The sequence below is a fragment of the Nocardia sp. BMG51109 genome, assembly GCF_000526215.1.
Classification (GTDB): Bacteria; Actinomycetota; Actinomycetes; order Mycobacteriales; family Mycobacteriaceae; genus Nocardia.
Genome location: NZ_JAFQ01000004.1, coordinates 5335153 through 5361261, shown reverse-complemented (window position 1 = coordinate 5361261; position 26109 = coordinate 5335153). Strand labels below are relative to the sequence as shown.

The following is a 26109-nucleotide window of genomic DNA, read 5'->3' as shown; positions in this document are numbered from 1 at the left end:
AATCGACGCCGGTCGCGGGTCGCGGCCGTCGGCTAGCGAGGCATGGCGACGACGGTGAGCGAATTCGCCTTGGCGCCCGTGCCGTACCGCCCGGTGACGCCGTTGAGCTGTTCGACGAGCCCGAGAGCCGTTGTGACGCGGCCGATCTCATGATCCGAATTGTCGACGGTGGTCACCTCGGAGCTGAGCTGGGAATCGCCGCGCACCACCGCGATCGGCCCCGCCCCCTCGGCGGCTCCCGAGCGTCCGGCGAGGACGACCGCGGGGCTGCGCGCCTTCAACCCCCCGGCGAAGCGGCCGATGATCGAGCCCTGATTGTTCTCCCCGGCCCGCGCGCCGTCCCCGGTCACCACGACCGCCAGCTGCGCCGGCCGCACGCCGTCGGTGTTCAGGAAGGCGCCGCCGCGCAACGTGTCCAGGATCAGCCCACGCTCCTGATCCGTCGCCCGCGGCTGTCCCGTACCCGGATCGGTCAGCAACGCCAGGCCCAGCAGATCACCGGCCAGGCTGCCCTGATCGACGGCACCGGTGCGGAGCCGGCCACCGGCCGGGATCATATTCGTCACGGCCGTGCGCAACCGATCGCCCTGCCCGGAATCCACGAAGGCCTCCGTCAGCGCGACCTTCCCGGTCACCGCCGCCCCGGCGGTGGTCAGCGACTCGGTGACGGCCTCGACGTCGGCATTGTCGGCATCCGGAGTGGTGAAGACCAGCACGGAACGATCGGCGAGCGTCCCGCCCAGCAACCGCCCCGACGAGCGTGCGATGAACGCGTCCGCGGCGTTCAGCTGATCGGTCAGCCTGCCGTTCTCCGATGTCAGCGCGTCGCCGGCGTGATCGGCCCGCAACGGGTTCCCGCCGAGCGCCTGCCCGCCCAGCACCAGCCCGATCGCGAGCGCCAGAAAGATCGCCGCGATCGATATGGCGTGCTGGCGTAACGAAATCACTTGTCCCCCTTACTATTTTCTGTCGAGCAAGCTCCGCGTCCAGGACTCGGCGTGCTGCCAGGTGTCGCGCACCCAGTCCAGTGCCTCGCCGCCCGTGTGCTGCGTGGCCAGCACGGCCACGATCAGCGCGACCAGCGCGGCCAGCACCACCAGCGCGGCGGCCCAGCCGGAGGTGTGGTTCCGGTAGAGCGTCGCGACGGCCTTCGCGTCCATCAGCTTGGTGCCGGCCTTGAGCCGGGTCAGGAACGTCGCCGGATTCGACCCGCGCCGGCCGCGATCGAAGAAGTCGTCCAGCGACGCGGCCGAACCGCAGGTCACGATCAGCGCTGCGCCGTGATGGTCGGCCAGCAGCAGCGCCAGGTCCGTGGCCGATCCCGACGACGGAAAGGTGGTGGCGCCGATGCCGAGATCCTGGATGCGCTCCAGGCCCTTGGCATGCCCGTCGGTATCGGCGGGCAGGATGACCTCGGCCCCGCTCTCCAGCGTGGTGGCGGTGATCTCCTCGGGATCGCCGACGATCAGGTCCGGCCGGTAGCCGCAGCGCATCGCGGTATCCGCGCCGCGGCCGACACCGATCAGGATCGGCGCGTACTCCTTGATGAACGGCTTGAGCGACTGCAGATCGTCGCGATGGTCGGGCCCGTCGGCGACGACCACGACGTGCCGCTTGCGCATCGACAACCGGAGCTCCGGCACGCCGAGTCCGTCGATCAGCAGCGCGCTTTCGGTGCGGATGTACTCGATCGCGTTGCCCGCGAACGCCTCCAGGTGGTCGGCGAGCCCGTTGCGGGCCTCGATCATCCGCTCGGCGATCGTGGATTCGGTCAGCACGATGCCCTCGACCAGGGCCTCCGGCTCCTTCTTGGTCAGCCGGTCGGCGTAGACCACCCCGTCGTCCACGCGGACCTTGATGCCGTCCTTGATCTTGGCGAACACGTCGGACGACACGGCGTCCAGCAGCAGGATCTCGTTGGCCACCAACACCTCCGGCCCCAGATTCGGGTATCGCCCGGAGATCGACGGCGAGGCGTTCACCACCGCTCCCACGCCCGCCTCGACGAGGCGATCGGCGGTCGGCCGATCCAGATCCATCTCGTCCAGCACCACGACGTCGCCCGGCCCGACCCGCGCGAGCAGACGCCGGGTGTCGCGGTCGACCCGGGCGATCCCGGACAGGCCGGGCAGCGTCTCGGTGTTTCTCGACAGCAGCGCCAGCATCTTCATGAGGTCCGATGATGGGTGCAAACCCTCAACCATTGGTGGAGGCGCGCCGAAATCCGCTAGGGATTCGTCACAGTGATGGCGGTGCTCTCGCCGCGCGGAACGCCGAGGTCGATACCGATATGCTGAGCCGCACGGCGTCCGGCGCACCCCTGCGGAGCGCCGCCGGGCCACCGGCTTCGTGCCTGGTGGCGCACAGGATTCGAAGGAGACAGACATGGCAAGCACCACCGTCGACACCGTCATCCCGGCACCGCGCGATGTCGTGTACAAGATGTTCAGCGAGCGCGACAGCCTGAACACCCACCTGCTGCTCAGCCTGACCCTCAAGCAGCCCGGCTCCCCCGAACCGGCCGGTGTCGGCGCCCGCTACGTGGTGGGCGTCGGCGGCATCGGCGTCACCGAGGAGACCACCGCTCTCGTCCCCGGGGAGCGCGTGGAGTACAAGATCGTCGCCGGCGCCCCGGTGCGCAGCCACACCGGCACCATCACCTTCGCCGACGCCCCCGGCGGCACACTGGTGACCTACACCATGAACTCCGACCCGAAGGTGCCCGTCCCCGAGCGCCTGACCGAACTCGTCCTCAAGGGCCTGATCAACCCGTTCCTCAGCGCCGCCCGCAAGGCCACCTCGAAGTAGGCGGAGGGCCGTGGCCGGACCGTCGGCCGCACTGCGCTGCGCGCGGCGGCCTCTCGTCCGGCCAAGCGCATTAGGGTGTACCAGCACTCACTCCGCGCAGACACCCGCCGACAGCACATGGAACATGGACGCCGCAGCAGGGAACGCGGGAGCCTACGCATCCTCCGACACCTCGACGTGAACGAAGTCGGCCGCACCACACTGCGCACCACGACCTCCCGCCCGGCCGAACGCATTGGAGTACACCAACACTCACTCCGCGCAGGCGCCCGCCGACAGCACACCGAACGGGAACGCCGCAGCAGGGAACGCGAGAAGTGCCTGCGCATCCTCCGACACGTCGACATGAACGGCCCGGAGGCGGTCGGCGCGGCGGCTCAGGTGGTTGCGGTTGCCGGGCTGTCTTTTTCGGTGCGCGCGGTTTCCAGGAGTTCCTCGGCGTGGGCGCGGCCGGTTTCGGTGTCGTCGAGGCCGGCCAGCATGCGGGCCAGTTCCTTGACCCGCTCCTCGGTGGTGAGGGCGTGGACGCCGCTGTTGACGCCCTTGCCGTCGTCCACCTTGTCGACCACCAGGTGGGTATCGGCGAAGGCCGCCACCTGGGGAAGGTGGGTCACCACTATCACCTGGTGGGTGCGCGCCAGCCGGGCCAGGCGGCGGCCGATCTCGACGGCGGCACGGCCGCCCACCCCGGCGTCGACCTCGTCGAAGACCATGGTGCTGCCGTGTTCGGAGCTGGCCAGCACCACCTCCAGCGCCAGCATCACGCGCGACAGTTCGCCGCCGGAGGCGCTCTTGCTCAACGGCAGCGACTGCGCCCCCGAATGCGCCGACAACCGGAACTCCACCTCGTCCACGCCGGTAGAGCCGGCGTGTAAGTCCTTGCCGCCCACCGTGATCGGGGCCGAATCCTGGGCCGCGGCGGGCACCGGCCGGACCGCCACCTCGAGCTTCGCCCGGCCCATCGCCAGGCCGGACAGTTCCGCACTCACCGCGGCGGCCAGCTTCTTGGCGGCCTTGCCGCGCGCCGCGGTCAGCTTCTTGGCCGTCTCGCGCACCTGCTCCGCGGCGGACTCGACCTCCTTCGCCAGGGCGGCCAGTGCCTCGTCGGACACGTCGAGCGAATCGAGGCGGCCGCGCGCATCGTCGGCCCACGCGCGCACGCCGTCGATATCGGGCGCGTACTTCCTGGTCAGCGCCTTCAGCTCGGCCTGCCGGGTGAGCAGCGAATCCAGCGCGCCCGGATCCGAGGGCAGATCCGACAGGTAGGTGCTCAGTTCGGTGGTCACGTCGACCACCACCGAGATCGCCTCGCCCAGCCGCGGCGCCAGCTCGGACAGCCCGCGATCCTCGGAGGACTCCAGCCGGGCCCGCGCCGTGCCGAGCAGGTCCAGCGCGCCCGCGCCCTCCCCGGGCGAATCGGCCGGACCGGCCAGCGCGTCGTGTGCCGCCGTCGCCGATTCCCGCAGCGAATCCAGATCCGACAGCCGGCGCACCTCCGTGACGATGTGCTCGTCCTCGCCCGGTTCCGGTGCGACGGCGTCGATCTCGTCCAGCGAGTACTTCAGCCGGTCGGCCTCCAGCGCCAGCTCGCGGCTGCGCTCGGTCCGCTCCAGCAGTTCGTCGCGCGCCTGCAACCAGGTGCGGCGCGCCAGTTGATACTTGCGCAGCAGCCCGTCCATCACCGGCCCGGCGAACTGGTCGAGCGCGCGCAGTTGCTGTTCGGGGCGCTGCAACCGCAGCTGATCGTTCTGGCCGTGCACGGTCAGCAGCGGCGCGGTGAAATCGCCCAGCACCGCCGCCGGCACGCCGCGCCCGCCCAGGTGCGCGCGCGAGCGCCCGTCGCCGCCGACCGTGCGCACCGCGATGATGCTGCCGTCGTCGTCGCGTTGCGCCCCAGCCGATTCCAGGACCTTCTCGACCTCGTCGCGGGCGCCGTCGTGCACCTCGTCGACGGTGAAACGCCCCTCCACCACCGCGCGGGCGGCACCCTGGCGGACTCGCCCGGCGTCGGCCCGGGCGCCGCCGAGCAGATGCAGGCTCGTCACCACCATCGTCTTGCCGGCGCCCGTCTCGCCGGTCAGGCACGTCAGCCCCGCATGGAATTGCGCTGTGGCGGTGGAGATGACGCCCAGGCCGTCAATCCTGATCTCTGTCAGCACTCGTGCTCTCCGTTCGGCGGTGTTCGCTGTCGCCCGAGCGGGGCCCCTCGCTCGCGTCGGGCCGCTCCGGCGGACGGCCACGCCAGCCTTTCACGGGCAACTGGAACTTGCGCACCATCCGATCGGCGAACGGTGCGGAATCCAGCCGCACCCAGCGCACCGGCTCGGCCCCGCGGACCGCCTCGAACCGGGCGCCCTTCGGCAGCGCCAGAGTCCGGCGGCCGTCCAGGAAAACTATCGCATCATGGCCCGTCGCAACGGTTTCCACCGCGATGCGGGAATCCGGGCTGGTCACCAGCGGGCGCGCGAACAGGGCGTGGGCATTGCTCGGTATCACCAGCAGGGCCTCCAGTTCGGGCCACACCACCGGCCCGCCCGCCGAGAACGCGTACGCGGTGGAGCCGGTCGGCGTCGCGATCAGCACTCCGTCGCAGCCGAACTGGGAGACCGGGCGGCCGTCGACCTCCAGCACCACCTCCAGCACGCCCATCCGGGCGGCATTCTCGATACTGGCCTCGTTCAGGGCCCATCCGCGTTCCACCACCACATCATCGACGCGGACACTGACATCTATCGTCATCCGCTGCTCGATGCGGTAGTCGCCGCGCACCACCTGGGCCAGCGCCTCGTCCAGGTGCTCGGCCTCGGCCTCGGTGAGGAATCCGATGCGGCCCAGATTGATTCCCAGCACCGGTACCCGCGCCGGATGGGCCATCTCGGCGGCGCGCAGGAAGGTGCCGTCGCCACCGAGCGCCAGCACCATCTCGCAGCCCACGGCGGCGTCGGGGCCGTGCGTACTGACCTGCACCGGGTAGCCGTCCGGCTCGCCCTCGTCGTCGCGGTCCAGCCGGGTGCTGTAGGCCTCGTCCGCCAGCACGCGCAGGCCGATCCCGGCGTCGGCGAAGATCTTCGCCACCCGGTGCGCGGTCTCGGTCAGCTCCGGGCGGGCGGGGTGGGCGACGAGCAGAATCTCCCGTTTCACTGTGGTCCCTCCTCGACCGCACGCCGCACCAGCTCCGCGATATCGCGCTCCGCCACGGGGTTCTCGCCGCGCTCCGTCCCAGGATTCTCGTCGCGCCCCGCCACGAGGTTCCCGTCACGCCCCATCACCAGGTTCACGTCGCGCCCTGCCACGGTGCCATCTTCGCGCTCCGCAACGGTGCTTTTTTCGCGCTCCGCCACGGTGCCGACTTCGCGCTCCGCAACGGTGCTCTTTTCGCGCTCCGCCACGGTGCCGACTTCGCGCTCCGCAACGGTGCTCTTTTCGCCGTCTTGCTCCTTGCGCAACCACAGGAAGTACTCGACATTCCCGGACGGCCCGGGCAGAGGGCTGGCGACCGCACCGCGCGTGCGCAGCCCGAGGCCGGCGGCCGCGGCCGCCACCTCGCGCACCGCCTCGGCCCGCAATTCCGGATCACGCACCACGCCGCCGGAGCCTACTCGCCGCTTGCCGACCTCGAACTGCGGTTTCACCATGGGCAGCAGGTCGGCGCCCGGCGCACAGCAGCGCGCCAGCGCCGGCAGCACCAGCGCGAGCGAGATGAACGACAGATCGGCCACCACCAGGTCGACCGTGCCGCCGATCTGCCCGGACTCCAGGGCGCGCACATTGGTGCGGTCGTGCACCCGCACCCGCTCGTCGGTGCGCAGCCGCCAGACCAGCTGGCCGTAGCCGACATCCACGGCCACCACCTCCCGCGCGCCGCGCGCGAGCAGCACATCGGTGAATCCGCCGGTCGAGGCCCCGGCATCGAGGCAGCGCCGCCCCGCGACGGCCACACCCTCGGGTTCGAACGCCGCCAGCGCACCCAGCAGCTTGTGCGCACCGCGCGAGGCCCAGCGCACCTCGTCGGGCTCCTCGCGCACCAGCAGCGGCGTATCGGCCGCCACGGCCGTCGCCGGTTTCGACGCGACCGCACCGTTGATCAGGACGCGGCCCGCACCGATCAGCTCGACCGCGTGCTCCCGCGATCGCGCCAACCCGCGGCGAACCAGTTCGGCGTCCACCCGCGCGCGCTTGGCCAACTCAGATCTTGTCCACCGTCGCCAGCGCCTGGACCAGTACCTCGTGCGCCTGCTCCAGGATGCGGGCGCGCCGGGTGATATCGGTGCCGGCCTGTGCCGATTCGGCGGTCGGCGGCGAGCCCATCGGGTCCGAACGGCGCGCTCCGGCAGACAGTTCCGACAGCAGGGCGTCGATCTCCGCGCGCACCTGTTCCGGGTCGGCGAACTCCGCCGGATTCGCACCCGCCAGGTGCTGGCCGGGCAGCGGAATACCGGGCCGGGGCCCGTGCGATCCGGAGTCGTGCGGACGAGACGTCGGGTTACTCATGGTGCCGACAACGCTACCGGAGTTCACATTCGCACACACGTTCTGACACGTTTTGCGACCGGTTCAGGAGTCGCGCGGAACCAGCGAGCAACCGCCGCCAGGCCGGCGAATCCCGCAGGACACCGTGCGCATGCTGTAGTTCGTCACCGAGTCGTAGGCGACCACGTAGCCGACGTCGGCCGTAAACGATTGCCCCCGTGCGAGATCGACGACCTCCGCACCACCGGACGCGCCGATCACGACGTGCCCGTGCCCGGAGAAGATCCGTCCCCGGACGGTGTCCGGCATCGGCCGGTGTCTCCACCCCGCGGTCGTGCCCGAGCCAGCAGTGCTCCTCGACGACATACGAACGGCCCCTGCCGATCTCGAGCGGCTGCCCGTCACCGGGGAAGGCGGGGCCAGCTCGAGCCAGCCGCCCTGCCCGGACACCTCGGTGATCATGCCGAGCGGCCGGGCACGCGGAACCGGCGGGCCGTCGCGGAGGACCTCCCGGAACGACCGCCGGGCCGGTTCGGGTGCGTCGCCGGGGCGCACCGTGACCTCCGCCGAACACGCACGGACCGCCTCCGGATCCACCCGCATCGCTTCCCGACCCGCCAGGACACACCGCACCACGGTGGAGAAGGAGTGCCGTCGCGGCTCGATGTGCATGCCGGCGACGCCACCGACCGCCCGCGTCGGTTGTCGCGGCATTCACGGCACGCGGAACCTGCTGTCCGGCACACCTCTTCGACATCGCTTCAGAAGGCAGCACCCCGGACGACGTCCGCCGCCGGGGCCGCAGGCACAGTGGCGGGGCCGCAGGCACAACCAGGGCTTGCGCTCGGGCGAATCGCGACTAATACTTTGCCATATGGCTAAGTGTTCGGAGACGTTGGACTCGGAGACGTTGGACGGAGTGTTCGCCGCCCTGGCGGACCCGTCTCGCCGCGCGGTGATCCGTCGGCTGGGCTCCGGCCCGGCCAGTGTCGGCGAGCTGGCCGAGTCGGCGCCGATCACGCTGCCCTCGTTCCTGAAGCACATTCGCGCCCTGGAGGCGAGTGGGCTGATCCGGACGTCCAAGAGCGGCCGGGTGCGCTGGTGCGAACTCGATCCCGAACGGCTCGGCCGGGTCGACGACTGGCTGGCCGAACAGCGACGGATCTGGGAAGCCCGCACCGACCGCCTCGAACAATTCCTCACCACGACCAAGGAGACCCCCGATGAACCCTGACCTCGACCTCACGCTGAACCGGATCATCCGCGCGCCCCGCACCCGCGTGTGGAACGCCTGGACCGACGCGGCCGACCTGGCCCGGTGGTGGATTCCCGCGCCGATCCGATGCCGCGTCGAACGGCTCGAGGTCCGCCCCGCGGGTGCGTTCGTGACCATGATGAGCGAGGACGGCGAAACGTTCGTCCCGCACCTGGACGCCTGCTTCCTGGTGGTCGAGGAGTACGAACGCCTGGTGTTCACCAACGCCCTGGACAGCGACTGGCGGCCGGCCGCACCCGTCCCGGTGTCGATGACCGCCGAGATCACCCTGCGAGACCATCCCGACGGCACCGACTACCGCGTCCTCGTCCGGCACGGCGACCCCACCGCGCGGGCCCGCCACGAGGACCTCGGATTCGCGCAGGGATGGGGAACGGTCGCCGACCAACTCGCGGAGTTCGCCGAGAGCACGGTCCGGGCATGACACGCACCGGTGAAGCCGCCCCCCGCACGCCGCAGGCGACGCGGTCCGGTTCTTCGCCCGGCAGCGAACCAACCGGCCCATAGACCGCCGGGCGATCCGCGACGAACACTCCCGTGTGCCCGTCGTCATCCGCGCGCGGTGTCACCCGCGCCCGCGATGCCGAACCGGGTCGGCGATGGACGCCACCCGCCCGTTGCCCGCAGGATTATCCGCAAGGAGTTTCCCCGTGCGCCCCTCGCCGCCCGTGTCGCGGGCCCGGTCGGCGGAGGCCGCCACGCGGTGCACCGCCGTCCGATACCGGGCCCGGATTGGCAGAATGTGTCCCGTGCGAGGTGATCGATTACGAACGGCCGGGCGGTGGTCGGCGACCGCCGTGGGGACGGCGTTCGTCACCGCCGTCGCCACGGCCGAGTGGCTGAGCCGGCGGGCCTCCCGGCAGTACCTGGATCCCGGGGCGCCCGCCGCGTCTCCCGGCGGATCCGAAGCCGTCGTGGTGCTGGGTTTCCCGGCCCGGCACGACGGCACCACGCATCCGCTACAGCGCTGGCGCTGCCGGATCGCCGTCCGCTCCCTGAACCCCGACCGCGCCGGCATCCTGGTCTTCACCGGCGGGCCCGTCCGCCGCGACCGGCCCGAGGCCGAGGTGATGGCCCGCTACACGAGCGCCGTGCTCGGCGTTCCGGAGAGTCGCATCGTCACCGAGACCAAGGCCGAAAGCACTTGGCAGAACATCGAATACAGCGCGCCCCTGATCGAGCACGCCGACCGCATCAAGATCGCCTCCGACCCCATGCACGCCGCCCGCGCCCGCCGCTACCTGCTACTCCAGCGCCCCGACCTGGCCGCCCGCCTCGCTCCCGCGGCCGATTACCGCTTCGGCGAACGATGGTGGCTCAAGGTCCCCACCGCGGCCCACGAACTGGCCGCCATCGCCCGCCGCCGGGCGGGCGCGGTGGCCATGGGTGTGCTCGCCCGGCGCACATCGAGACAGCCGCCGCCGGTGGTCCGGCACAGTGGTTTCCGTGAGCAGTGACATCGGTAGGCCGGTCGTCTCGAAGGTGTTGTGCTACATCGTGCGCGACAGCCGCCTCCTCGTCTTCCGGCACCGGGACGTCCCGTGGGAGGAGGTGGGCGTCCAGGTTCCGGCGGGCAGCATCCGCGCAGGCGAGGCACCGGAAGTCGCGGCGCTACGAGAGGCGCGGGAGGAAACGGGGCTGACCGATTTCACGGTCGTCCGCAAGCTCGGTGACACCCATTACGACGTCAGCCCGTACCGCTTCGAGATCCAGCATCGCCGGATATTCGAGCTCGCACTGCACGAGGACACCCCCGAGCGCTGGTTCAGCCGGGAAGACCACGACGGGGAGGGCGAGCCGACCCGGTTCGAATGTTTCTGGATCCCGCTGGCGAACGGCCATGTCCTGCAGTCCGGGCAGGGCGCACTGCTGGGCCGGTTGGTGGAGTAGGGCTCAGCCCGCGACCGGAATCGCGCGGCCGGGATGCCGCCGCACCAGCCCGGTCAGCCGGTCGGCGAAATCTCCCTCGTCGGTACTGATCGGATCAGCCTCCAGCACAGGGTGATTCAGCGCATCCAGCGAGTCGGACACATACGTGGGCAACCGGTCCGGGGGTTGCTTACGGAGGTCCGCCAGAGTGCTGACGCCGGTGAGGACCATCAGCGACGGAAGTCCGACGCAGTGCGCACCGTCGATATCGGTGTCGAGGCGATCGCCGACGACCAGCGCACCGCGCGTACCGGCCCGGTCCAGCGCATCCTCCAGCAGCGGGGCGTAGGGCTTACCGGCCACGATCGGCTCGAGGTCGGTAGCCGCGCGCAGGGCAGCCACCATCGAGCCGTTTCCGGGCGCGAATCCGCGCTCGTTCGGCAGGGTGGCATCGGTGTTCGCGGCCACCCACAGCGCGCCGGCGCGCAGCGCGTAGGCCGCCTCGGCAAGATCCGGCCAGGCGGTCTGCGGCGAATGCCCCTGTACCACGGCATCCGGCGACACCTCGCCGAAGCGGCGGATCGCGCGCAGACCGACCCGTTCGATCTCGGCGGCCAGATCGTCGGTACCGACGACCAGCACCGTCGCCTCCGGGCGCAGCCGGTCGGCCAGCACGTGCGCCGCCGCCTGGGCGCTGGTCACGACGTCGTTCTCGGTTGCGGCGAAACCCAATTCGGCCAGATGCCCCGCGACCGTCGCGGCCGACCGGCTGGCGTTGTTGGTGACGTAGACCAGCGCCTGGGAACCGGCACCCGAAAGCACCTCCGGCGCACCGGGAATGACATCGTTCCCGCGGTACAGCGTGCCGTCCAGATCCAGCAGCAGCGCACCGTATCCATCTCTCAACCGCGTCACGTCGCTCCACCTACCCCGGGCGCCGGGCACCCGTTCCCTTGTCCTACCGTCCACTGCCGCCGAAGTCCGATCGCACACCGAGCGGTCGATGCGGCACGGCGACGGTCACCACTCGCGTTTCCCGCACCGTGCTACTCCTGATCTCCGCGGACGGCTTCGTCGATCGCCACACCGCTCCGCGACGTCATGCCCATCGATCTGTCCGGCGCCCGGGCGACGTCCAAGACACGGTCTCCGCGACGGCCGGGCCCATGCTCCGCCGACGAAGCCACCGCCAGTATTCCCCACCACCGTCCTCGCCCGCCGCACTACCGGCACCGCCGATCCCGGCGACACGGTCTCCGCGAGGACCGTGTCCAGGCTTCCTCCGGCGAAACCACCCCACCGGGCCCCATCACAGCCTGCACCATCGATCCGCACCGCCATACCCGCACTCGTCGGCCAAGCCACCGCCAGTATTCTCCACCGCCGTCCTCGCCCGCCGCACTGCCCGCACCGCCGATCCGGCGACCCGGTCTCCGCGAGGATTGTGGCCGGGTTGCTTCCGGCGAAAGCCACTCCACGGGGACCTCATCACCGCCGCACAGTCGGCATCATCGCTCCGGACTGCCATGCCCCGCACTCGTCGGCGAAGCTATTGCAGGTCTTGTCCACCGGCGTCGTCGCTCCCCCGATCGGCGCCGCCGTCTCGGCTCGTGTCGGGCCGGCCTGTCTCCTCTTCCGGAAGGACCTCCTCGTGGTCGGTGAACGTTGTTGTTCCACCGGCCAATTCGTCCGCCCGCTCCTCGGCGTCGGTTTCCGCGTCGAGATCGGCGGACGCGGCGTTGAGGAACCAGATCAGTGCCTCGTCGGCGCGACCGGCCGCCAGCAGCGCCTCGGCATAGGCGTAGAACAGACGCGCGGACGCCGAACCCGTCCGCGAGGGATCCAGTTCCGACGTCTGCAACGTCACCACGGCCTGGTCGTGCTGGCCGAGATCCATCCGGGCGCCCGCCACCACGATCCGTAGCTCGGTCGCCTCGTCCCCGCGCAGCTGCCGGGCCTCGTCGCTCCGGCCCAGCTCGATCGCCCGCTCCGGCCGCCCCAGGCCGCGCTCGCAGTCGGCCATCACCGCCAGCAGCCCGGCACCTCCGGACATCCGGCGCGCCGTCCGCAGCTCCGAGAGCGCCTCCGCCCACTCGCCCGCGTGATACGCGATGACACCGGCGGTCTCCCGCACCACCGCGATGCGACCGGCCCGCTGCCGGGCCGCCCGCGCATGTGCGAGCGCCAGCGCCGGATCGTCGTCCAGCAGACGCGCCGCCATCACGAGGTGGCGGGCGACCGCCTCGGCGTTGTTCTTGTCCAGGCTGACCAGATCGCGCCGGACCGCCGGCTCGAGTTCCCCGGCCTCCACGTCGTCGGGCAACGCCGGCTCGTCCGGGCGTGCCGCGCGACGGTCGGCGCCACGACCACCCGACGCCTGCGCGCCCTCGCCTCCGCGGCGACGCTCCGGACCCGCGGCCTCGTCGCGCGCCCGGTTCGGTTCCGCACCGCCCCTTCGGAATTCACCGTCGGCACGGGACTCACCATCGGCACCGGCCGGACGACGATCGTGTCCGCGCCGAAAGCCCCCGCGATCGGACTCACTCCGGTCCGGCCGGCCGGCCGCGTCGAACGGCCGCCCGAATTCTCCCCGGCCGGATCCGCCGCGACCAGCGTCGTCCGAACGCCCCGGGCCACCGCGCTCGGCGTCTCGTCGGCCGGCGCCACGCCGATCATCGAACGAGCGGCCCGGACCGCCGCGACGATCGTCCCCACGGCCGACACCGCCGCGGTCCTTGCCGTACGGCCGATCCGCACCGGCCCGACGATCGTCCCCACCGCCGGAACCGCCGCGGTCGTTGCCGTACGGGCGGTCCGATCCGGCACGGCGATCGTCTCTCTCGCCGAAGCCGCCCGGGCCCTTACCGTAGGAGCGATCCGATCCGCCGCGGCGATCGTCCCCACGGCCGTAACCACCGCGGTTCTCGCCACCGCGGTTCTCGCCACCGCGGCGACCCTCTCCTCGGAAGCCGCCCCGGTCTTCGCCACCACCGCGGTCGAACCCGCCACCGCCGCGCTCTCCGCGGCCCGGCTCGCGGCCTTGCTGACCACCGTCGCGACGGAAGCCGCCGCCGGAACCGCGCCGGAAGCCGCCCGGCCGGTCGCCGCCCCCGTCACCGGAGCCGGCTCCCTGGGCGGACCCGCCGCTACGGCGGAAGGGCTTCCGACCGTCGTTCTGCTCCGACACGGTGATCCCTTTCTCTGTTCTTGCTCGGTCTCGGCCGAGGCACGATGTGCCGACCTCGGGTCCGGTTCGCCTACGGAAATTGAAACACGTGCGGACGAACGACCCGGCACTCGGCACAGCCCTGAAACGGCGAGAAGGGGGCCCGGTAACGGGCCCCCTTCTCGGGAAAGATGTTCCGGCGGTGACCTACTCTCCCACACCCAGTCGAGTGCAGTACCATCGGCGCAGGCGAGCTTAGCTTCCGGGTTCGGAATGGGACCGGGCGTTTCCCCACCGCTATAACCACCGTAACACTATGAAACTATCCACCACCCACCATCCACACGCTCTGCCGAGCAGGCGGGGGTGTGGTGTGTTGTTTCAGAACACCGCACAGTGGACGCGTAGCACCTTCGTTCATAAGCCCTCGGCCTATTAGTACCGGTCACCTACACCCCTCACAGGGCTTCCAGCTCCGGCCTATCAACCCAATCATCTCTTGGGGACCTTAACCCCTCGAAGGGGGAAAGAAACCTCATCTTGGAACAGGCTTCCCGCTTAGATGCTTTCAGCGGTTATCCCTCCCGAACGTAGCCAACCAGCCATGCTCCTGGCGGAACAACTGGCACACCAGAGGTTCGTCCGTCCCGGTCCTCTCGTACTAGGGACAGCCTTCCTCAAGTTTCTCACGCGCGCGGCGGATAGAGACCGAACTGTCTCACGACGTTCTAAACCCAGCTCGCGTGCCGCTTTAATGGGCGAACAGCCCAACCCTTGGGACCAACTCCAGCCCCAGGATGCGACGAGCCGACATCGAGGTGCCAAACCATCCCGTCGATATGGACTCTTGGGGAAGATCAGCCTGTTATCCCCGGGGTACCTTTTATCCGTTGAGCGACACCGCTTCCACACGCCGGTGCCGGATCACTAGTCCCGACTTTCGTCCCTGCTCGACACGTCCGTCTCACAGTCAAGCTCCCTTGTGCACTTACACTCAACACCTGATTACCAACCAGGCCGAGGGAACCTTTGGGCGCCTCCGTTACCCTTTAGGAGGCAACCGCCCCAGTTAAACTACCCACCAGGCACTGTCCCTGAACCGGATCACGGCCCGAGGTTAGAAGCCCAATACGACCAGAGTGGTATTTCAACGACGACTCCACCCGAACTAGCGTCCAAGCTTCACAGTCTCCCACCTATCCTACACAAACCGTACCGAACACCAATACCAAGCTATAGTGAAGGTCCCGGGGTCTTTTCGTCCTGCCGCGCGTAACGAGCATCTTTACTCGTAATGCAATTTCGCCGAGCCTATGGTGGAGACAGCAGAGAAGTCGTTACGCCATTCGTGCAGGTCGGAACTTACCCGACAAGGAATTTCGCTACCTTAGGATGGTTATAGTTACCACCGCCGTTTACCGGGGCTTAAATTCTCAGCTTCACGGAACAAATCCGTTAACCGGTCCTCTTAACCTTCCGGCACCGGGCAGGCGTCAGTCCGTATACCTCGTCTTACGACTTCGCACGGACCTGTGTTTTTAGTAAACAGTCGCTTCTCTCTGGTCTCTGCGACCCACCCCAGCTCCCCGTGCAAGACGGTTCACCAGAACGGGCCCTCCTTCTCCCGAAGTTACGGAGGCATTTTGCCGAGTTCCTTCACCACAGTTCGCTCGATCGCCTTAGTATTCTCTACCTGACCACCTGTGTCGGTTTAGGGTACGGGCCGTGTACCAACTCACTAGAGGCTTTTCTCGACAGCATAGGATCACTGAATTCACCTCAACCGGCTACGCATCACCTCTCACCCTCCATGTGACACGGATTTGCCTATGTCACGGGCTACAGGCTTACACCCGGTAATCCACCACCGGGCCCAGCTACCTTCCTGCGTCACCCCATCGCTTGACTACTACAACCAGGATCCCGTGCATCCCTCTTGGGTCCCCCGAAGGAGATCCCGCCAGTTCAGGACGGTTAGCACAGCTGATTCGCCATTGGGCGCGGATACACGGGTACGGGAATATCAACCCGTTGTCCATCGACTACGCCTGTCGGCCTCGCCTTAGGTCCCGACTCACCCTGGGCGGAATAACCTGGCCCAGGAACCCTTGGTCATCCGGCGGACGAGTTTCTCACTCGTCTTTCGCTACTCATGCCTGCATTCTCACTCCCACAGCCTCCACACCTGGATCACTCCGGCGCTTCCCTGGCTGCAGGACGCTCCCCTACCCACCCAGCCGACTAGCCCGAAGGCGATCATATGACTGAGTGCCGCGGCTTCGGCGGTGTACTTGAGCCCCGCTACATTGTCGGCGCAGGACCACTTGACCAGTGAGCTATTACGCACTCTTTCAAGGATGGCTGCTTCTAAGCCAACCTCCTGGTTGTCTCAGCGATCCCACATCCTTTTCCACTTAGTACACGCTTAGGGGCCTTAGCCGGCGATCCGGGCTGTTTCCCTCTCGACCACGAAGCTTATCCCCCGCAGTCTCACTGCCACGCTCTCACACACCAGCATTCGGAGTTTGGCTGACTTCAGTAAGCTTGTAGGCCCCCTAGGCCACCCAGTAGCTCTACCTCCGGTGTGAAACACGCAACGCTGCACCTAAATGCATTTCGGGGAGAACCAGCTATCACAGAGTTTGATTGGCCTTTCACCCCTACCCACAACTCATCCCCTCAGTTTTCAACCTAAGTGGGTTCGGGCCTCCACAACATCTTACTGCTGCTTCACCCTGGCCATGGGTAGATCACTCCGCTTCGGGTCCATGACATGCGACTCCACCGCCCTCTTCGGACTCGCTTTCGCTACGGCTCCCCCACACGGGTTAACCTCGCCACACACCAATGACTCGCAGGCTCATTCTTCAAAAGGCACGCCATCACCCAACAAGTGAGCTCTGACGGATTGTAAGCGCCCGGTTTCAGGTACTATTTCACTCCCCTCCCGGGGTACTTTTCACCTTTCCCTCACGGTACTAGTCCGCTATCGGTCACCAGGTAGTATTCAGGCTTACCGGGTGGTCCCGGCAGATTCACAGCAGATTCCACGGGCCCGCTGCTACTCGGGAGACATCCACAAGAGACAAACTGTTTTCACCTACAGGACTCTCACCCTCTACGGTCGGCCATCCCAGACCAATTCAGCTAACAGCTTGTTTTCTGACTCTCGCTCACCACGGCAGTAGCAAGAAGAATGTTCCCACGACCCCACACGGACAACGACTGCCGTCTATCACATCCGCATGGTTTAGCCTCATCCGCTTTCGCTCGCCACTACTCACGGAATCACAATTGTTTTCTCTTCCTGCGGGTACTGAGATGTTTCACTTCCCCGCGTTCCCTCCACACACCCTATACATTCAGATGCGGGTAACACGACATCACTCGTGCTGGGTTTCCCCATTCGGAAATCCTCGGATCTCAGCTCGGTTGACAGCTCCCCGAGGCATATCGCAGCCTCCCACGTCCTTCATCGGCTCCTGGTGCCAAGGCATCCACCGAACGCTCTTACACACTTACAAACAAAGATGCTCGCGTCCACTGTGCAGTTCTCAAACAACACACCCGGAGAAACCCCAACCCGGACCAACCAGCAGCCCACAGCCACCAGCGGTATCCAGGAAATCCCTCCGGATCCATTTTTTGCCTAGAAGAAACACCGCGTGTTCCCTCAGGACCCAACAGTGTGTCGACTACATCCCCACCGGCCGGCCACTCAGGACCAACCCCTCGCGAGGCACATGTCAGCGTTCCACCCATGAGCAACCACCGGAAGACACATGCTCCCGTAATGGCCTCTGCCAGAAGAACTCCCACCGACGCGGAAGCCTCACTGGAGAATGCTCCTTAGAAAGGAGGTGATCCAGCCGCACCTTCCGGTACGGCTACCTTGTTACGACTTCGTCCCAATCGCCGATCCCACCTTCGACAGCTCCCTCCCACAAGGGGTTAGGCCACCGGCTTCGGGTGTTACCGACTTTCATGACGTGACGGGCGGTGTGTACAAGGCCCGGGAACGTATTCACCGCAGCGTTGCTGATCTGCGATTACTAGCGACTCCAACTTCACGGGGTCGAGTTGCAGACCCCGATCCGAACTGAGACCGGCTTTAAGGGATTCGCTCCACCTCACGGTATCGCAACCCTCTGTACCAGCCATTGTAGCATGTGTGAAGCCCTGGACATAAGGGGCATGATGACTTGACGTCGTCCCCACCTTCCTCCGAGTTGACCCCGGCAGTCTCCCGCGAGTCCCCAACACGACTTGCTGGCAACACGGGACAAGGGTTGCGCTCGTTGCGGGACTTAACCCAACATCTCACGACACGAGCTGACGACAGCCATGCACCACCTGTACACCAACCACAAGGGGGGCCACATCTCTGCAGCTTTCTGGTGTATGTCAAACCCAGGTAAGGTTCTTCGCGTTGCATCGAATTAATCCACATGCTCCGCCGCTTGTGCGGGCCCCCGTCAATTCCTTTGAGTTTTAGCCTTGCGGCCGTACTCCCCAGGCGGGGCGCTTAATGCGTTGGCTACGGCACGGAGCCCGTGGAAGGAACCCCACACCTAGCGCCCACCGTTTACGGCGTGGACTACCAGGGTATCTAATCCTGTTCGCTACCCACGCTTTCGCTTCTCAGCGTCAGTTACTGCCCAGAGACCCGCCTTCGCCACCGGTGTTCCTCCTGATATCTGCGCATTTCACCGCTACACCAGGAATTCCAGTCTCCCCTGCAGTACTCTAGCCCGCCCGTATCGACCGCAAGCGTGCAGTTGAGCTACACGTTTTCACGATCGACGCGACGAACCGCCTACAAGCTCTTTACGCCCAGTAATTCCGGACAACGCTCGCACCCTACGTATTACCGCGGCTGCTGGCACGTAGTTGGCCGGTGCTTCTTCTACAGGTACCGTCAGTTCCCCTTCGTCCCTGTCGAAAGCGGTTTACAACCCGAAGGCCGTCATCCCGCACGCGGCGTCGCTGCATCAGGCTTCCGCCCATTGTGCAATATTCCCCACTGCTGCCTCCCGTAGGAGTCTGGGCCGTGTCTCAGTCCCAGTGTGGCCGGTCGCCCTCTCAGGCCGGCTACCCGTCGTCGCCTTGGTAGGCCATTACCCCACCAACAAGCTGATAGGCCGCGGGCCCATCTCGCACCGATAAATCTTTCCACCACACCCCATGCGAGGCACGGTCCTATCCGGTATTAGACCCAGTTTCCCAGGCTTATCCCAGAGTACGAGGCAGATCACCCACGTGTTACTCACCCGTTCGCCACTAATCCACCCGAAGGCTTCATCGTTCGACTTGCATGTGTTAAGCACGCCGCCAGCGTTCGTCCTGAGCCAGGATCAAACTCTCCGTTGAAGACTCTCAACCACACCCCCACCAAAAGAAAGGGGGCACAATCGGAAGTAACTCTCGAACCAGAGTCCGAAAACCTAACCATAAAAACGCCAGCCGGAATCAAAGCTGACAAAAATGCCCTGCCCTCACACGGGGGTATGAGAACAGGAACCAAAAACATTTGGCACTGACATTCATCGACACACTATTGAGTTCTCAAAGAACACACGCACTCCAACTCAGCCGACAACGTCGGCCTTGTTTGGAGGCAACTTTCCCAGCCTATCCACTCGCACCCTCCGAGTCAACCTCGGATCTGGAGCGGCCAGACTTGATGTCACACGCTTCCGTCCGACCTCGTGTCCCGGGCCTTGCGGCTCCGGGTCGGCGTCCGTGTCGCGGCGACGTGGAATAAGTTACGTGCCGGATAACGGATCGTCAAATCGCCACGACGATCGGCGTCCATGCAGGTCAGCGGACGAGGAAGGACTCCGTCACCGACCTGAATGACATCGGTGTGACTCAGGTCATGACGATCTTCAGCGCCCGCCCCGGCGCGCGCCGGCGAAGTTCTTCTTCCCGCGCCGCAGCACCAGCCAGTGTCCGTGCAGGTAGTCGGAATCGGCGGGGGTCCAGTCCGGATCGGAGATGCGGGTGTTGTTCACCGAGGCGCCGCCCTCGTTCACCGCGCGGCGGGCCGCGCCCCGGCTGTCCGACAGGCCCGAGGACACCAGGAGATCGACGATGGTCGACCCCTCGGGCACCTCCGCCGGTCCGGCCTCTCCCGCAGCCTCCGACAGCGCTGCGGCGAGCGTCGACTCATCGAGTTCGTGCAGGTCGCCGCGCCCGAACAGGGCCTGGCTGGCCAGCTGCACGGCGCGAGTGTCGGCCTCGCCGTGTACCAGCGTCGTCATCTCGGCGGCCAGCCTGCGCTGCGCCTCCCGGGCGTGCGGCCGCTCCTCGGTCGCGCGCTCCAGTTCGCTCAGCTCCTCGCGGTCGAGGAAGGTGAACCACCGCAGGTAGCGGACGACATCCGCGTCAGCGGTGTTGACGAAGTACTGGTACCAGGCGTACGGGCTGGTCATCTCCGGGTCCAGCCACAGGCTGCCGCCGCCGGTGGACTTGCCGAACTTCTGGCCGTCGGAGTTGGTCACCAGCGGTGTGGTGAGCGCGTGCACGTGCTCGCCGTCCAGCCGCCGGTTCAGCTCGACGCCGGCGATGATGTTGCCCCACTGATCGGACCCGCCGACCTGGAGCCGGCAGTCGTGCCGGCGGCGGAGCTGCACGAAGTCGTTGGCCTGCAACAGCATGTAGCTGAACTCGGTGTAGGACATGCCCTCGCCGTCCAGACGGCGCTTCACGGTGTCGCGGGCCAGCATGACGTTCACCGAGAAGTGCTTGCCGACATCGCGCAGGAAGTCGACGGCCGTCAGCGGTCCGGTCCAGTCCATGTTGTTCACGATGATCGCGCCGGTGGGCGAGTCGTCGAGCGCCACGAACCGCTCGAGCTGGCCGCGGATCCGGCCCGCCCATTCGGCCACGGTGTCGGTCGAGTTCATCACCCGCTCGCCGACGTCCCGCGGATCTCCGATCAGACCGGTGGCGCCGCCGGCCAGGACGATCGGCCGGTGCCCGGCCCGCTGGAAACGCTGCAGCGTCAGCAACGGGATCAGGTGCCCGGCGTGCAGGCTGGCCGCGGTCGGGTCGAAGCCGGCGTAGAGGGTGAGGGGCCTCCCTGCCAGCTCGGCGCGCAGCGCGTCGGGATCGGTGGACTGTGCGATCAGTCCACGCCAGGTCAGTTCATCGATGATGTCGACGCTCACGCCGTCCTATCTTTCCGCACGCTTCGGCGGCCCCGGTGCACAGGTCCGTCACCGGTTGTCGCCGAGTCCGGGCCGGAGATCCCGGGGAACACCGACGGCCGCCCCGCCCCGGTCCGGTGGCGCGGGACCCGGGGCGGCGGACCGATGTCGGCAGGCGGTGCGGATGCCCCGCTGCCGGGCCACACTGTTGCGAATCTGCCGAGGAAGGGCGGGGTGGGCGATGGCGGTCATGATCCGTGCCAGAACCCTGCCTTCGATCAGGTGAACGCGGCTATCAAGGAAGTCAGGTGCACCCGGCTCGCGGCCGCCGCGGACGCGGCGTCGCGGGCCCGCACGGCGTTCAGCAGCACCTCGTGCGCCCGGTGGTCGGCCGCCTCGTCGCTCAGCGGGCGCAGCCGGAGCATATCGATCATGGCGTGCCGCGAGCGCGGGACGAAGGCATCGAACATGCCGGTGAGCACGTCGTTGTGGGCGGCCGTGACGACCGTCCGATGGAATGCCGTATCGGCGTCGACGAGGTCCTCGACCGAGCCGACGGCCTCGGCGCGCGCCGCCAGGGCGCGCCCCATCGCCCGGAGATCGGCCGGGGTGCGCCGGTGCGCGGCCAGCGCCGCGGACTCGGCCTCGATCGCGATGCGGGCCTCGACGACCGTGACGATGCCGGCCCGGCGCAGCACCGTGTCCCAGTCCTCGGCCGCCTCCAGCGCCGTAACGAAAACGCCTGCGCCCTGGCGGCTTTCGAGTACGCCCCTGCCCGACAGCTCGCGGACGGCCTCCCGCAGGGTCGAGCGGCCGACCCCCAGCTGGGTGGCCAGGGTGGTCTCCCCCGGCAGCTTGTGGCCGAGCGGCCATTCGCCGGCGCGGATCCGCCCCAGGAGTACTTCTGCGGCCTGGGCGGCCAGCGGATGCCTCTGTACGTGCGGCAAGACCCTGCCACCTCTCTACTTGTCTGAGGAGTTCTCGCCCGCGAGTCTAGGCCACAGGGGACCGGGTCTGCTTCTCCTCGGTCGCCACGGCGGGACCTGATCGACCGGCACCCCGCCCACGCGTTGCCGGGCTGCGCCGGCTATCTCCCCGACGCGAAACCAACGGCGAATGTCCGCTGCTCCCCTCTCCTGGCATCGCCGGCGCTCGTCCGTCATGTCATCGCACCGCTATCGCGATGTCTACGAACGAGTTTCGGTACCGTCGGTCGATCGGCAGTGACCGGCCGACCGGATCACCGAGGCGCCGCTGTGGGTGCCGGTCGGCCTGCGTGACGGCAATCAGGCCCTGGCCGAGCCGATGGATTCGGCACGCAAGCGCCGGTTCTTCGAACCGACGGTGGCCGTGGGGCTACCAGGAGATCGAGGGCGGGTATCCGGGCGCTTCACAGGCCGACTTCGATGCTGTGCGACGAGATGACCGCGCTGTGGGAGGCGAGTGGAACAGCCTGCGCGGAGCCGGCCGTACCGGCGGGGCGCAACGTGTGGAGGGCTGCCTGTTCGGCAACGGACAGCGCACCGGCAATGTCGATATCGCCACGCCGGGCTGAATCTGCATGCGCAGGGCGTGGATCAGCGGATCGACTTCTCCGATATCGAGAGGTCCGCAGGACGGCCGAGCACGACACCGGCCTGCCGGTCCATCCGCTGACCGCCGGCCGCATGTCCCCGAGCCGCGATCCGGCTCGGGGATACGGCATGTCACGCGGAGCGCGGGGGTCAGGCGGGGCGCTCCAGTTTCGGCGCGCGGGGGCTGCGCCGGTAGGCGGACACGGCCGGGGAATCCGGCAGCCACAGCCGCCACGGCCGGTCGGCGGCGAGACTGACCCCGACACGCGGGCCCACACCGATCGCCTGCGAGTCGGTGATCTCCGGGCCCAGCTCCAGCCGGATCGGGGACCGCGGGTCGAACAGGCGGGTTCCGTAGTCGTCCAGCGTGATTCCCAGCGCACTGCCGAGATTGCCCGGGCCCCGCGCCAGGCCGGAGTCGGTGCGGGCGGCGGAGCGGCGGGAACGGGCGGTGTCGAGACCCTCGATCACCTCACCCGCCCGGACCAGTACCGCGCTGGCGACGCCGTCGGGTCCGCTGGTGACGTTCACGCAGGTGTGCATGCCGTAGCTGAAGTAGACGTAGAGCAGACCCGGCGGCCCGAACATCACCGCGTTGCGCGCAGTGCGGCCGCGGCCGGAATGTGCGGCCGGATCGTGCCACGGCCCGGCCGGATCACCGCCGTACGCCTCGACCTCCACGATCCGCACCGCCACCGGGCCCGACCGCAGGGTCGCACCCAGGAGCCGGCGCGCGGCGGCCGGCGGTTCGACGGCGAGTTCCTCGGCAGACACAGCGATCCATTCTCCCGAACGCCCCCGCCGCCGCAACAGGCGCATCCCGGGCGGAACATCCGGCGTCGGTTTCGTACCGGCCGCCGGGTAATCCTCGAAACGGCCCGGTGCAAGACGCACCGGGCCGATGTCGTATGCCGGTCCGGCCTACAGCCAGTGGTCCACGCCGTCGTGCCCGGAGCAGGTGCCCCGGCGATGCTGACTGAAGCTGTAGGTACCGTCCCGGCACTGCGCGGTGGCGCGGTCAGGTGCCGAGGGGTGCGGCCTCGGGGCGTGGCACACGGGCGCGGTCGACATTCTCGTATTCGTTCGCGCCGCAGACGAACTGCGGCGCCTCCGCCACTGCGGACGGAGCGATCAGGGCCGATCCGGCGACGACGGCCGCGAACAGCCAGGGCACGACGGCGAACGGCCGCCGCCGTCCGCCGACCACGGGGCGACCTCGCGCGCTGGTCCGGCGCAGCTGGTGAAGAGGCCGAAGGTCACCACCTCGAGGCCCGGAGGTCTCGGGAGCTTCACGGGCGGGCAGCTCGGTACACCGACGGGTTGTGTTCCGGGCCGCGAGGGCGCAGAATTCATCGTGCAATGAATTCACCATACGATGAATATGAGGGTGGGGTATGACCGGATCGGATTCGGCGCCCAGCGTCGCGGTCGAGCACCTGCGGGTGCACCGCGGTGGACGAGAGGTTCTGCACGATGTCTCGCTGACCGTGCCGCGCGGGCGGATCACCGGGCTGCTGGGGCCGTCGGGCTGTGGGAAGACCACGCTGATGCGCAGCATCGTGGGCACCCAGCTGATCGAGGCGGGCAGCGTCACGGTGCTCGGTGAGCCGGCCGGCTCCGCCGCGCTGCGCTCCCGGGTCGGCTATGTGACGCAGGCCCCGAGCATCTACGACGACCTCAGCATCACCGACAATGTCGCGTATTTCGCCGCGCTGTACGGCCGTTCGGCCCGCGACATCGCCGCGGCCGTCGACGCGGTCGGGCTGACCCGGCACGCCGGGCAGCGCGGCAACCAGCTGTCCGGTGGGCAGCGCACCCGGGTGTCGCTGGCCTGCGCGCTGGTCGCGGACCCGGAACTGCTGGTGCTGGACGAGCCCACCGTCGGCCTGGATCCGCTACTGCGCGTGGAACTCTGGGACCAGTTCCACGCCCTGGCAGACCAGGGCCGCACGCTGCTGGTCTCCAGCCACGTGATGGACGAGGCCGAACACTGCGACCGGCTGGTGCTGATGCGCGACGGGCACCTGCTGGCCGAGCTCTCGCCGGACGAGCTGCGCGCCGACACCGGCGAAACCAGTTTGGAGAGCGCATTTCTCGCGCTGATCAAGATGGGAGGGCCGCGATGACGACCGCGGTGCACGTATCCACCCGCCCGCTGCGCTGCTACACCGCCACCACGCTGCGCATCCTGCGCCAGCTGCGCACCGACCATCGCACGGTGGCGATGCTGCTGCTGGTGCCGACGCTGCTGATCGCCTTGCTGTACTTCGTGTATCACGACAGCCCGACGATGCCCGGCGCACCGCGGCTGTTCGACCGGGTCGGCATCAGCATGCTCGGCATCCTGCCGTTCATCGTCATGTTCCTGATCACCGCCATCGCCATGCAGCGCGAGCGCACCTCGGGAACGCTGGAGCGGCTGATGACGACGCCGCTGTCGAAGCTCGACCTGCTCGCCGGCTACGGCACCGCCTTCTCCTCCGCGGCCGCGGCACAGGCCGGCCTGGCCTGCCTGGTCGCCTTCGGGCTACTCGGGTTGCGGTCGGAGGGCAGCGTATGGCTGGTATTGCTGATCGCGGTGGTCGACGCGGTCCTCGGGGTCGCGCTCGGGCTGCTGGCCAGCGCCTTCGCGCGCACCGAATTCCAGGCCGTACAGTTCATGCCGCTGGTCGTCGGGCCGCAGTTCTTCCTGTGCGGGCTGCTGGTGCCGCGCGGCCAGCTGCCCGACTGGCTGGAGGTGATCAGCAACGTGCTGCCGTTGAGTTACGCGGTCGACGCGCTACAGCAGGTGTCGCGATATCCCGGTGTCACCGGCCAGATGTGGCGCGATCTGGGGATCGTGGCCGTATTCGCCGCCGTCGCACTGGGTCTGGGCGCGGCGACGCTACGAAGGCGGACGGCGTGAGCGGAGGCGGTGACGGCGACGGCGGCCTAGGCGGTGACGACCCGGACGCGACCGGGAACGGCCGCAGCGGCCGCCGGCCCGGGCAGTCCGGGACCCGGGAGGCGATCCTGGACGCCGCCCGCGCACGGTTCGCGGAGGTCGGATTCGACAAGGCGTCGATCCGTTCCATCGCGGGACAGGCGGGCGTCGATTCCGCCCTGGTGCACCACTACTTCGGCACCAAGCAGCAATTGCTCACCGCCGCACTGGATCTCCCGCTCGACCCCGCGCCGCTCCGCGAGCGCATCGCCGCGGCCCCGACCGAGCGGCTCGGCGAGACATTGGTGCGCACCGTGCTGGGTCTCTGGGATTCGCCGATCGGCGTGCACGCCGTGGCGGCCTTCCGCAGCGTGACATCCGGCGGCAACGATCCGGCGCTCGCCCGGACGTTCCTGCTGGACGTGGTGCTGAAGGATGTGCGGGAGCGGGTCGATACGCCGCCGGGTTCGGGCGTCACCCGGGTGCTGCTGACCGCGTCGCAGATGATCGGGCTGCTGGTGACGCGCACGGTGGTCGGCGTGGAACCGCTGGCCTCGATGAGTCCGGACGAGCTGGCACCCCTCGTCGGGCCGAACATCCAGCGGTATCTCACCGGCGACCTCGAGCTCCCGGCGATACCGGGCGAGTGATCAGCTCTGCGCCGAGAACGCCTCGTGCTCCTCGGCGCTCACCTCGCGTGCCTCGTCGATGAGCAGCACCGGGATTCCGTCATCGATCGGATAGGCGCGGCGCAGGCGGGGGTTGTACAGCACGCTGTTGCCGTCCCGATCGCGGACCAGCGACAGCGGACCCTTGTCCTGCGGGCAGGCGAGCAGGCTCAGCAGCGTGGGATCCAAGGTTTCCTCCGGCAT

General features: G+C 68.1%; 21 protein-coding genes, 3 rRNA genes and 3 pseudogenes. 9 read left to right on the top strand and 18 right to left on the bottom strand.

The window, feature by feature from the left end; genetic code table 11:
- Positions 1 to 32 precede the first annotated feature (32 nt).
- Both D892_RS0125700 and steA read right to left on the bottom strand, forming a co-directional pair.
- Positions 33 to 947, bottom strand: a complete 915-nt coding sequence (locus D892_RS0125700; protein ID WP_024803983.1) for a copper transporter — start codon at positions 945 to 947, stop codon at positions 33 to 35.
- A 12-nt stretch (positions 948 to 959) separates the two neighbouring features.
- Positions 960 to 2171: a putative cytokinetic ring protein SteA gene (gene steA / locus D892_RS0125695; protein ID WP_024803982.1), complete on the bottom strand. Its 1212-nt coding sequence runs from the start codon at positions 2169 to 2171 to the stop codon at positions 960 to 962.
- A 214-nt stretch (positions 2172 to 2385) separates the two neighbouring features.
- On the opposite strand from steA, the gene D892_RS0125690 reads away from it, so the two are divergent.
- Entirely contained in the window at positions 2386 to 2808 is a 423-nt protein-coding gene (locus D892_RS0125690; RefSeq protein ID WP_024803981.1) for an SRPBCC family protein, read from the top strand.
- Positions 2809 to 3185: 377 nt separating this feature from the next.
- On the opposite strand, the gene recN is transcribed toward D892_RS0125690, so the two are convergent.
- From recN to D892_RS0125665, 5 genes and pseudogenes are all read right to left on the bottom strand, one after another.
- Complete coding sequence (gene recN, locus D892_RS0125685; RefSeq protein ID WP_024803980.1) at positions 3186 to 4967, bottom strand: DNA repair protein RecN; 1782 nt, start codon at positions 4965 to 4967, stop codon at positions 3186 to 3188.
- Positions 4945 to 5949: an NAD kinase gene (locus D892_RS0125680; RefSeq protein WP_024803979.1), complete on the bottom strand. Its 1005-nt coding sequence runs from the start codon at positions 5947 to 5949 to the stop codon at positions 4945 to 4947. The genes recN and D892_RS0125680 overlap by 23 nt, the downstream gene beginning before the upstream one ends.
- A gap of 284 nt (positions 5950 to 6233) precedes the next feature.
- Positions 6234 to 6992 (bottom strand): annotated as a pseudogene (locus D892_RS42135) (TlyA family RNA methyltransferase); the annotation flags it as partial.
- A 1-nt stretch (position 6993) separates the two neighbouring features.
- On the bottom strand, positions 6994 to 7299 hold the full coding sequence (locus D892_RS0125670) for a hypothetical protein (RefSeq protein WP_024803977.1): 306 nt from the start codon (positions 7297 to 7299) through the stop codon (positions 6994 to 6996).
- A gap of 63 nt (positions 7300 to 7362) precedes the next feature.
- A complete protein-coding gene (locus D892_RS0125665; RefSeq protein WP_084161220.1) occupies positions 7363 to 7992 on the bottom strand; it encodes an AIM24 family protein in 630 nt (209 codons plus the stop codon).
- 160 nt (positions 7993 to 8152) lie between these two features.
- On the opposite strand from D892_RS0125665, the gene D892_RS0125660 reads away from it, so the two are divergent.
- The 4 genes from D892_RS0125660 (at position 8153) to D892_RS0125645 (ending at position 10444) form a co-directional block, all read left to right on the top strand.
- On the top strand, positions 8153 to 8512 hold the full coding sequence (locus D892_RS0125660) for a helix-turn-helix transcriptional regulator (protein ID WP_024803975.1): 360 nt from the start codon (positions 8153 to 8155) through the stop codon (positions 8510 to 8512).
- On the top strand, positions 8502 to 8978 hold the full coding sequence (locus tag D892_RS0125655) for an SRPBCC domain-containing protein (protein WP_024803974.1): 477 nt from the start codon (positions 8502 to 8504) through the stop codon (positions 8976 to 8978). The genes D892_RS0125660 and D892_RS0125655 overlap by 11 nt, the downstream gene beginning before the upstream one ends.
- A gap of 325 nt (positions 8979 to 9303) precedes the next feature.
- Positions 9304 to 10011, top strand: coding sequence for a YdcF family protein (locus D892_RS0125650; protein WP_198036987.1), 708 nt, complete (start codon positions 9304 to 9306; stop codon positions 10009 to 10011).
- Complete coding sequence (locus D892_RS0125645; RefSeq protein ID WP_232236169.1) at positions 10001 to 10444, top strand: NUDIX domain-containing protein; 444 nt, start codon at positions 10001 to 10003, stop codon at positions 10442 to 10444. The genes D892_RS0125650 and D892_RS0125645 overlap by 11 nt, the downstream gene beginning before the upstream one ends.
- Before the next feature lie 3 nt (positions 10445 to 10447).
- Here D892_RS0125645 and D892_RS0125640 read toward each other — a convergent pair whose 3' ends face one another.
- From D892_RS0125640 to D892_RS0125605, 7 genes and pseudogenes are all read right to left on the bottom strand, one after another.
- On the bottom strand, positions 10448 to 11338 hold the full coding sequence (locus tag D892_RS0125640; protein ID WP_024803971.1) for an HAD-IIA family hydrolase: 891 nt from the start codon (positions 11336 to 11338) through the stop codon (positions 10448 to 10450).
- Between the two features lie 760 nt (positions 11339 to 12098).
- Positions 12099 to 13145 (bottom strand): annotated as a pseudogene (locus D892_RS48780) (hypothetical protein); the annotation flags it as partial.
- Between the two features lie 638 nt (positions 13146 to 13783).
- Positions 13784 to 13900: ribosomal RNA gene (gene rrf, locus D892_RS0125630) — 5S ribosomal RNA — on the bottom strand.
- A 104-nt stretch (positions 13901 to 14004) separates the two neighbouring features.
- Positions 14005 to 17113 (bottom strand): 23S ribosomal RNA (locus tag D892_RS0125625).
- 329 nt (positions 17114 to 17442) lie between these two features.
- Positions 17443 to 18959, bottom strand: a 16S ribosomal RNA gene (locus D892_RS0125620).
- Together the 16S, 23S and 5S rRNA genes form the textbook arrangement of a ribosomal RNA operon.
- A 518-nt stretch (positions 18960 to 19477) precedes the next feature.
- Entirely contained in the window at positions 19478 to 20761 is a 1284-nt protein-coding gene (gene tyrS / locus D892_RS0125615; RefSeq protein ID WP_024803969.1) for a tyrosine--tRNA ligase, read from the bottom strand.
- Positions 20762 to 21018: 257 nt separating this feature from the next.
- Positions 21019 to 21687, bottom strand: a complete 669-nt coding sequence (locus D892_RS0125605; RefSeq protein WP_024803967.1) for a FadR/GntR family transcriptional regulator — start codon at positions 21685 to 21687, stop codon at positions 21019 to 21021.
- Between the two features lie 358 nt (positions 21688 to 22045).
- On the opposite strand from D892_RS0125605, the pseudogene D892_RS45615 reads away from it, so the two are divergent.
- A pseudogene (locus D892_RS45615) lies at positions 22046 to 22389 on the top strand (hypothetical protein); the annotation flags it as partial.
- 75 nt (positions 22390 to 22464) lie between these two features.
- On the opposite strand, the gene D892_RS0125595 reads toward D892_RS45615, so the two are convergent.
- From D892_RS0125595 to D892_RS48770, 3 genes are all read right to left on the bottom strand, one after another.
- The gene (locus tag D892_RS0125595; RefSeq protein ID WP_036569844.1) at positions 22465 to 23088 is read right to left on the bottom strand and encodes a DNA-3-methyladenine glycosylase; all 624 of its coding nucleotides are present in this window, start codon (positions 23086 to 23088) and stop codon (positions 22465 to 22467) included.
- A 147-nt stretch (positions 23089 to 23235) separates the two neighbouring features.
- Positions 23236 to 23385: a DUF3761 domain-containing protein gene (locus D892_RS48775; protein ID WP_084161218.1), complete on the bottom strand. Its 150-nt coding sequence runs from the start codon at positions 23383 to 23385 to the stop codon at positions 23236 to 23238.
- Entirely contained in the window at positions 23333 to 23521 is a 189-nt protein-coding gene (locus D892_RS48770; RefSeq protein ID WP_024803965.1) for a hypothetical protein, read from the bottom strand. Before D892_RS48770 ends, D892_RS48775 begins: the two co-directional genes overlap by 53 nt.
- Before the next feature lie 187 nt (positions 23522 to 23708).
- On the opposite strand from D892_RS48770, the gene D892_RS0125585 reads away from it, so the two are divergent.
- From D892_RS0125585 to D892_RS0125575, 3 genes are read left to right on the top strand one after another with little or no spacing between them, the layout of a single operon-like run.
- Complete coding sequence (locus tag D892_RS0125585) at positions 23709 to 24440, top strand: ABC transporter ATP-binding protein (RefSeq protein ID WP_024803964.1); 732 nt, start codon at positions 23709 to 23711, stop codon at positions 24438 to 24440.
- A complete protein-coding gene (locus D892_RS0125580) occupies positions 24437 to 25219 on the top strand; it encodes an ABC transporter permease (RefSeq protein ID WP_036567483.1) in 783 nt (260 codons plus the stop codon). The genes D892_RS0125585 and D892_RS0125580 overlap by 4 nt, the downstream gene beginning before the upstream one ends.
- Positions 25216 to 25887 (top strand): TetR family transcriptional regulator, encoded by a 672-nt coding sequence (locus D892_RS0125575; RefSeq protein ID WP_024803962.1) that lies wholly within the window; start codon positions 25216 to 25218, stop codon positions 25885 to 25887. The genes D892_RS0125580 and D892_RS0125575 overlap by 4 nt, the downstream gene beginning before the upstream one ends.
- Here D892_RS0125575 and D892_RS0125570 read toward each other — a convergent pair whose 3' ends face one another.
- Positions 25888 to 26109, bottom strand: coding sequence for a Trm112 family protein (locus D892_RS0125570; RefSeq protein WP_024803961.1), 222 nt, complete (start codon positions 26107 to 26109; stop codon positions 25888 to 25890).

Bases quoted from the DNA above. Each gene is read 5' to 3' on its own strand.
- steA (WP_024803982.1), bottom strand. From the start codon at position 2,171: ATGAAGATGCTGGCGCTGCTGTCGAGAAACACCGAGACGCTGCCCGGC.
- D892_RS0125690 (WP_024803981.1), top strand. From the start codon at position 2,386: ATGGCAAGCACCACCGTCGACACCGTCATCCCGGCACCGCGCGATGTC.
- D892_RS0125670 (WP_024803977.1), bottom strand. From the start codon at position 7,299: ATGAGTAACCCGACGTCTCGTCCGCACGACTCCGGATCGCACGGGCCC.
- D892_RS0125665 (WP_084161220.1), bottom strand. From the start codon at position 7,992: ATGCCGCGACAACCGACGCGGGCGGTCGGTGGCGTCGCCGGCATGCAC.
- D892_RS0125660 (WP_024803975.1), top strand. From the start codon at position 8,153: ATGGCTAAGTGTTCGGAGACGTTGGACTCGGAGACGTTGGACGGAGTG.
- D892_RS0125655 (WP_024803974.1), top strand. From the start codon at position 8,502: ATGAACCCTGACCTCGACCTCACGCTGAACCGGATCATCCGCGCGCCC.
- D892_RS48775 (WP_084161218.1), bottom strand. From the start codon at position 23,385: ATGTCGACCGCGCCCGTGTGCCACGCCCCGAGGCCGCACCCCTCGGCA.
- D892_RS0125585 (WP_024803964.1), top strand. From the start codon at position 23,709: ATGACCGGATCGGATTCGGCGCCCAGCGTCGCGGTCGAGCACCTGCGG.
- D892_RS0125580 (WP_036567483.1), top strand. From the start codon at position 24,437: ATGACGACCGCGGTGCACGTATCCACCCGCCCGCTGCGCTGCTACACC.
- D892_RS0125570 (WP_024803961.1), bottom strand. From the start codon at position 26,109: ATGCCGGAGGAAACCTTGGATCCCACGCTGCTGAGCCTGCTCGCCTGC.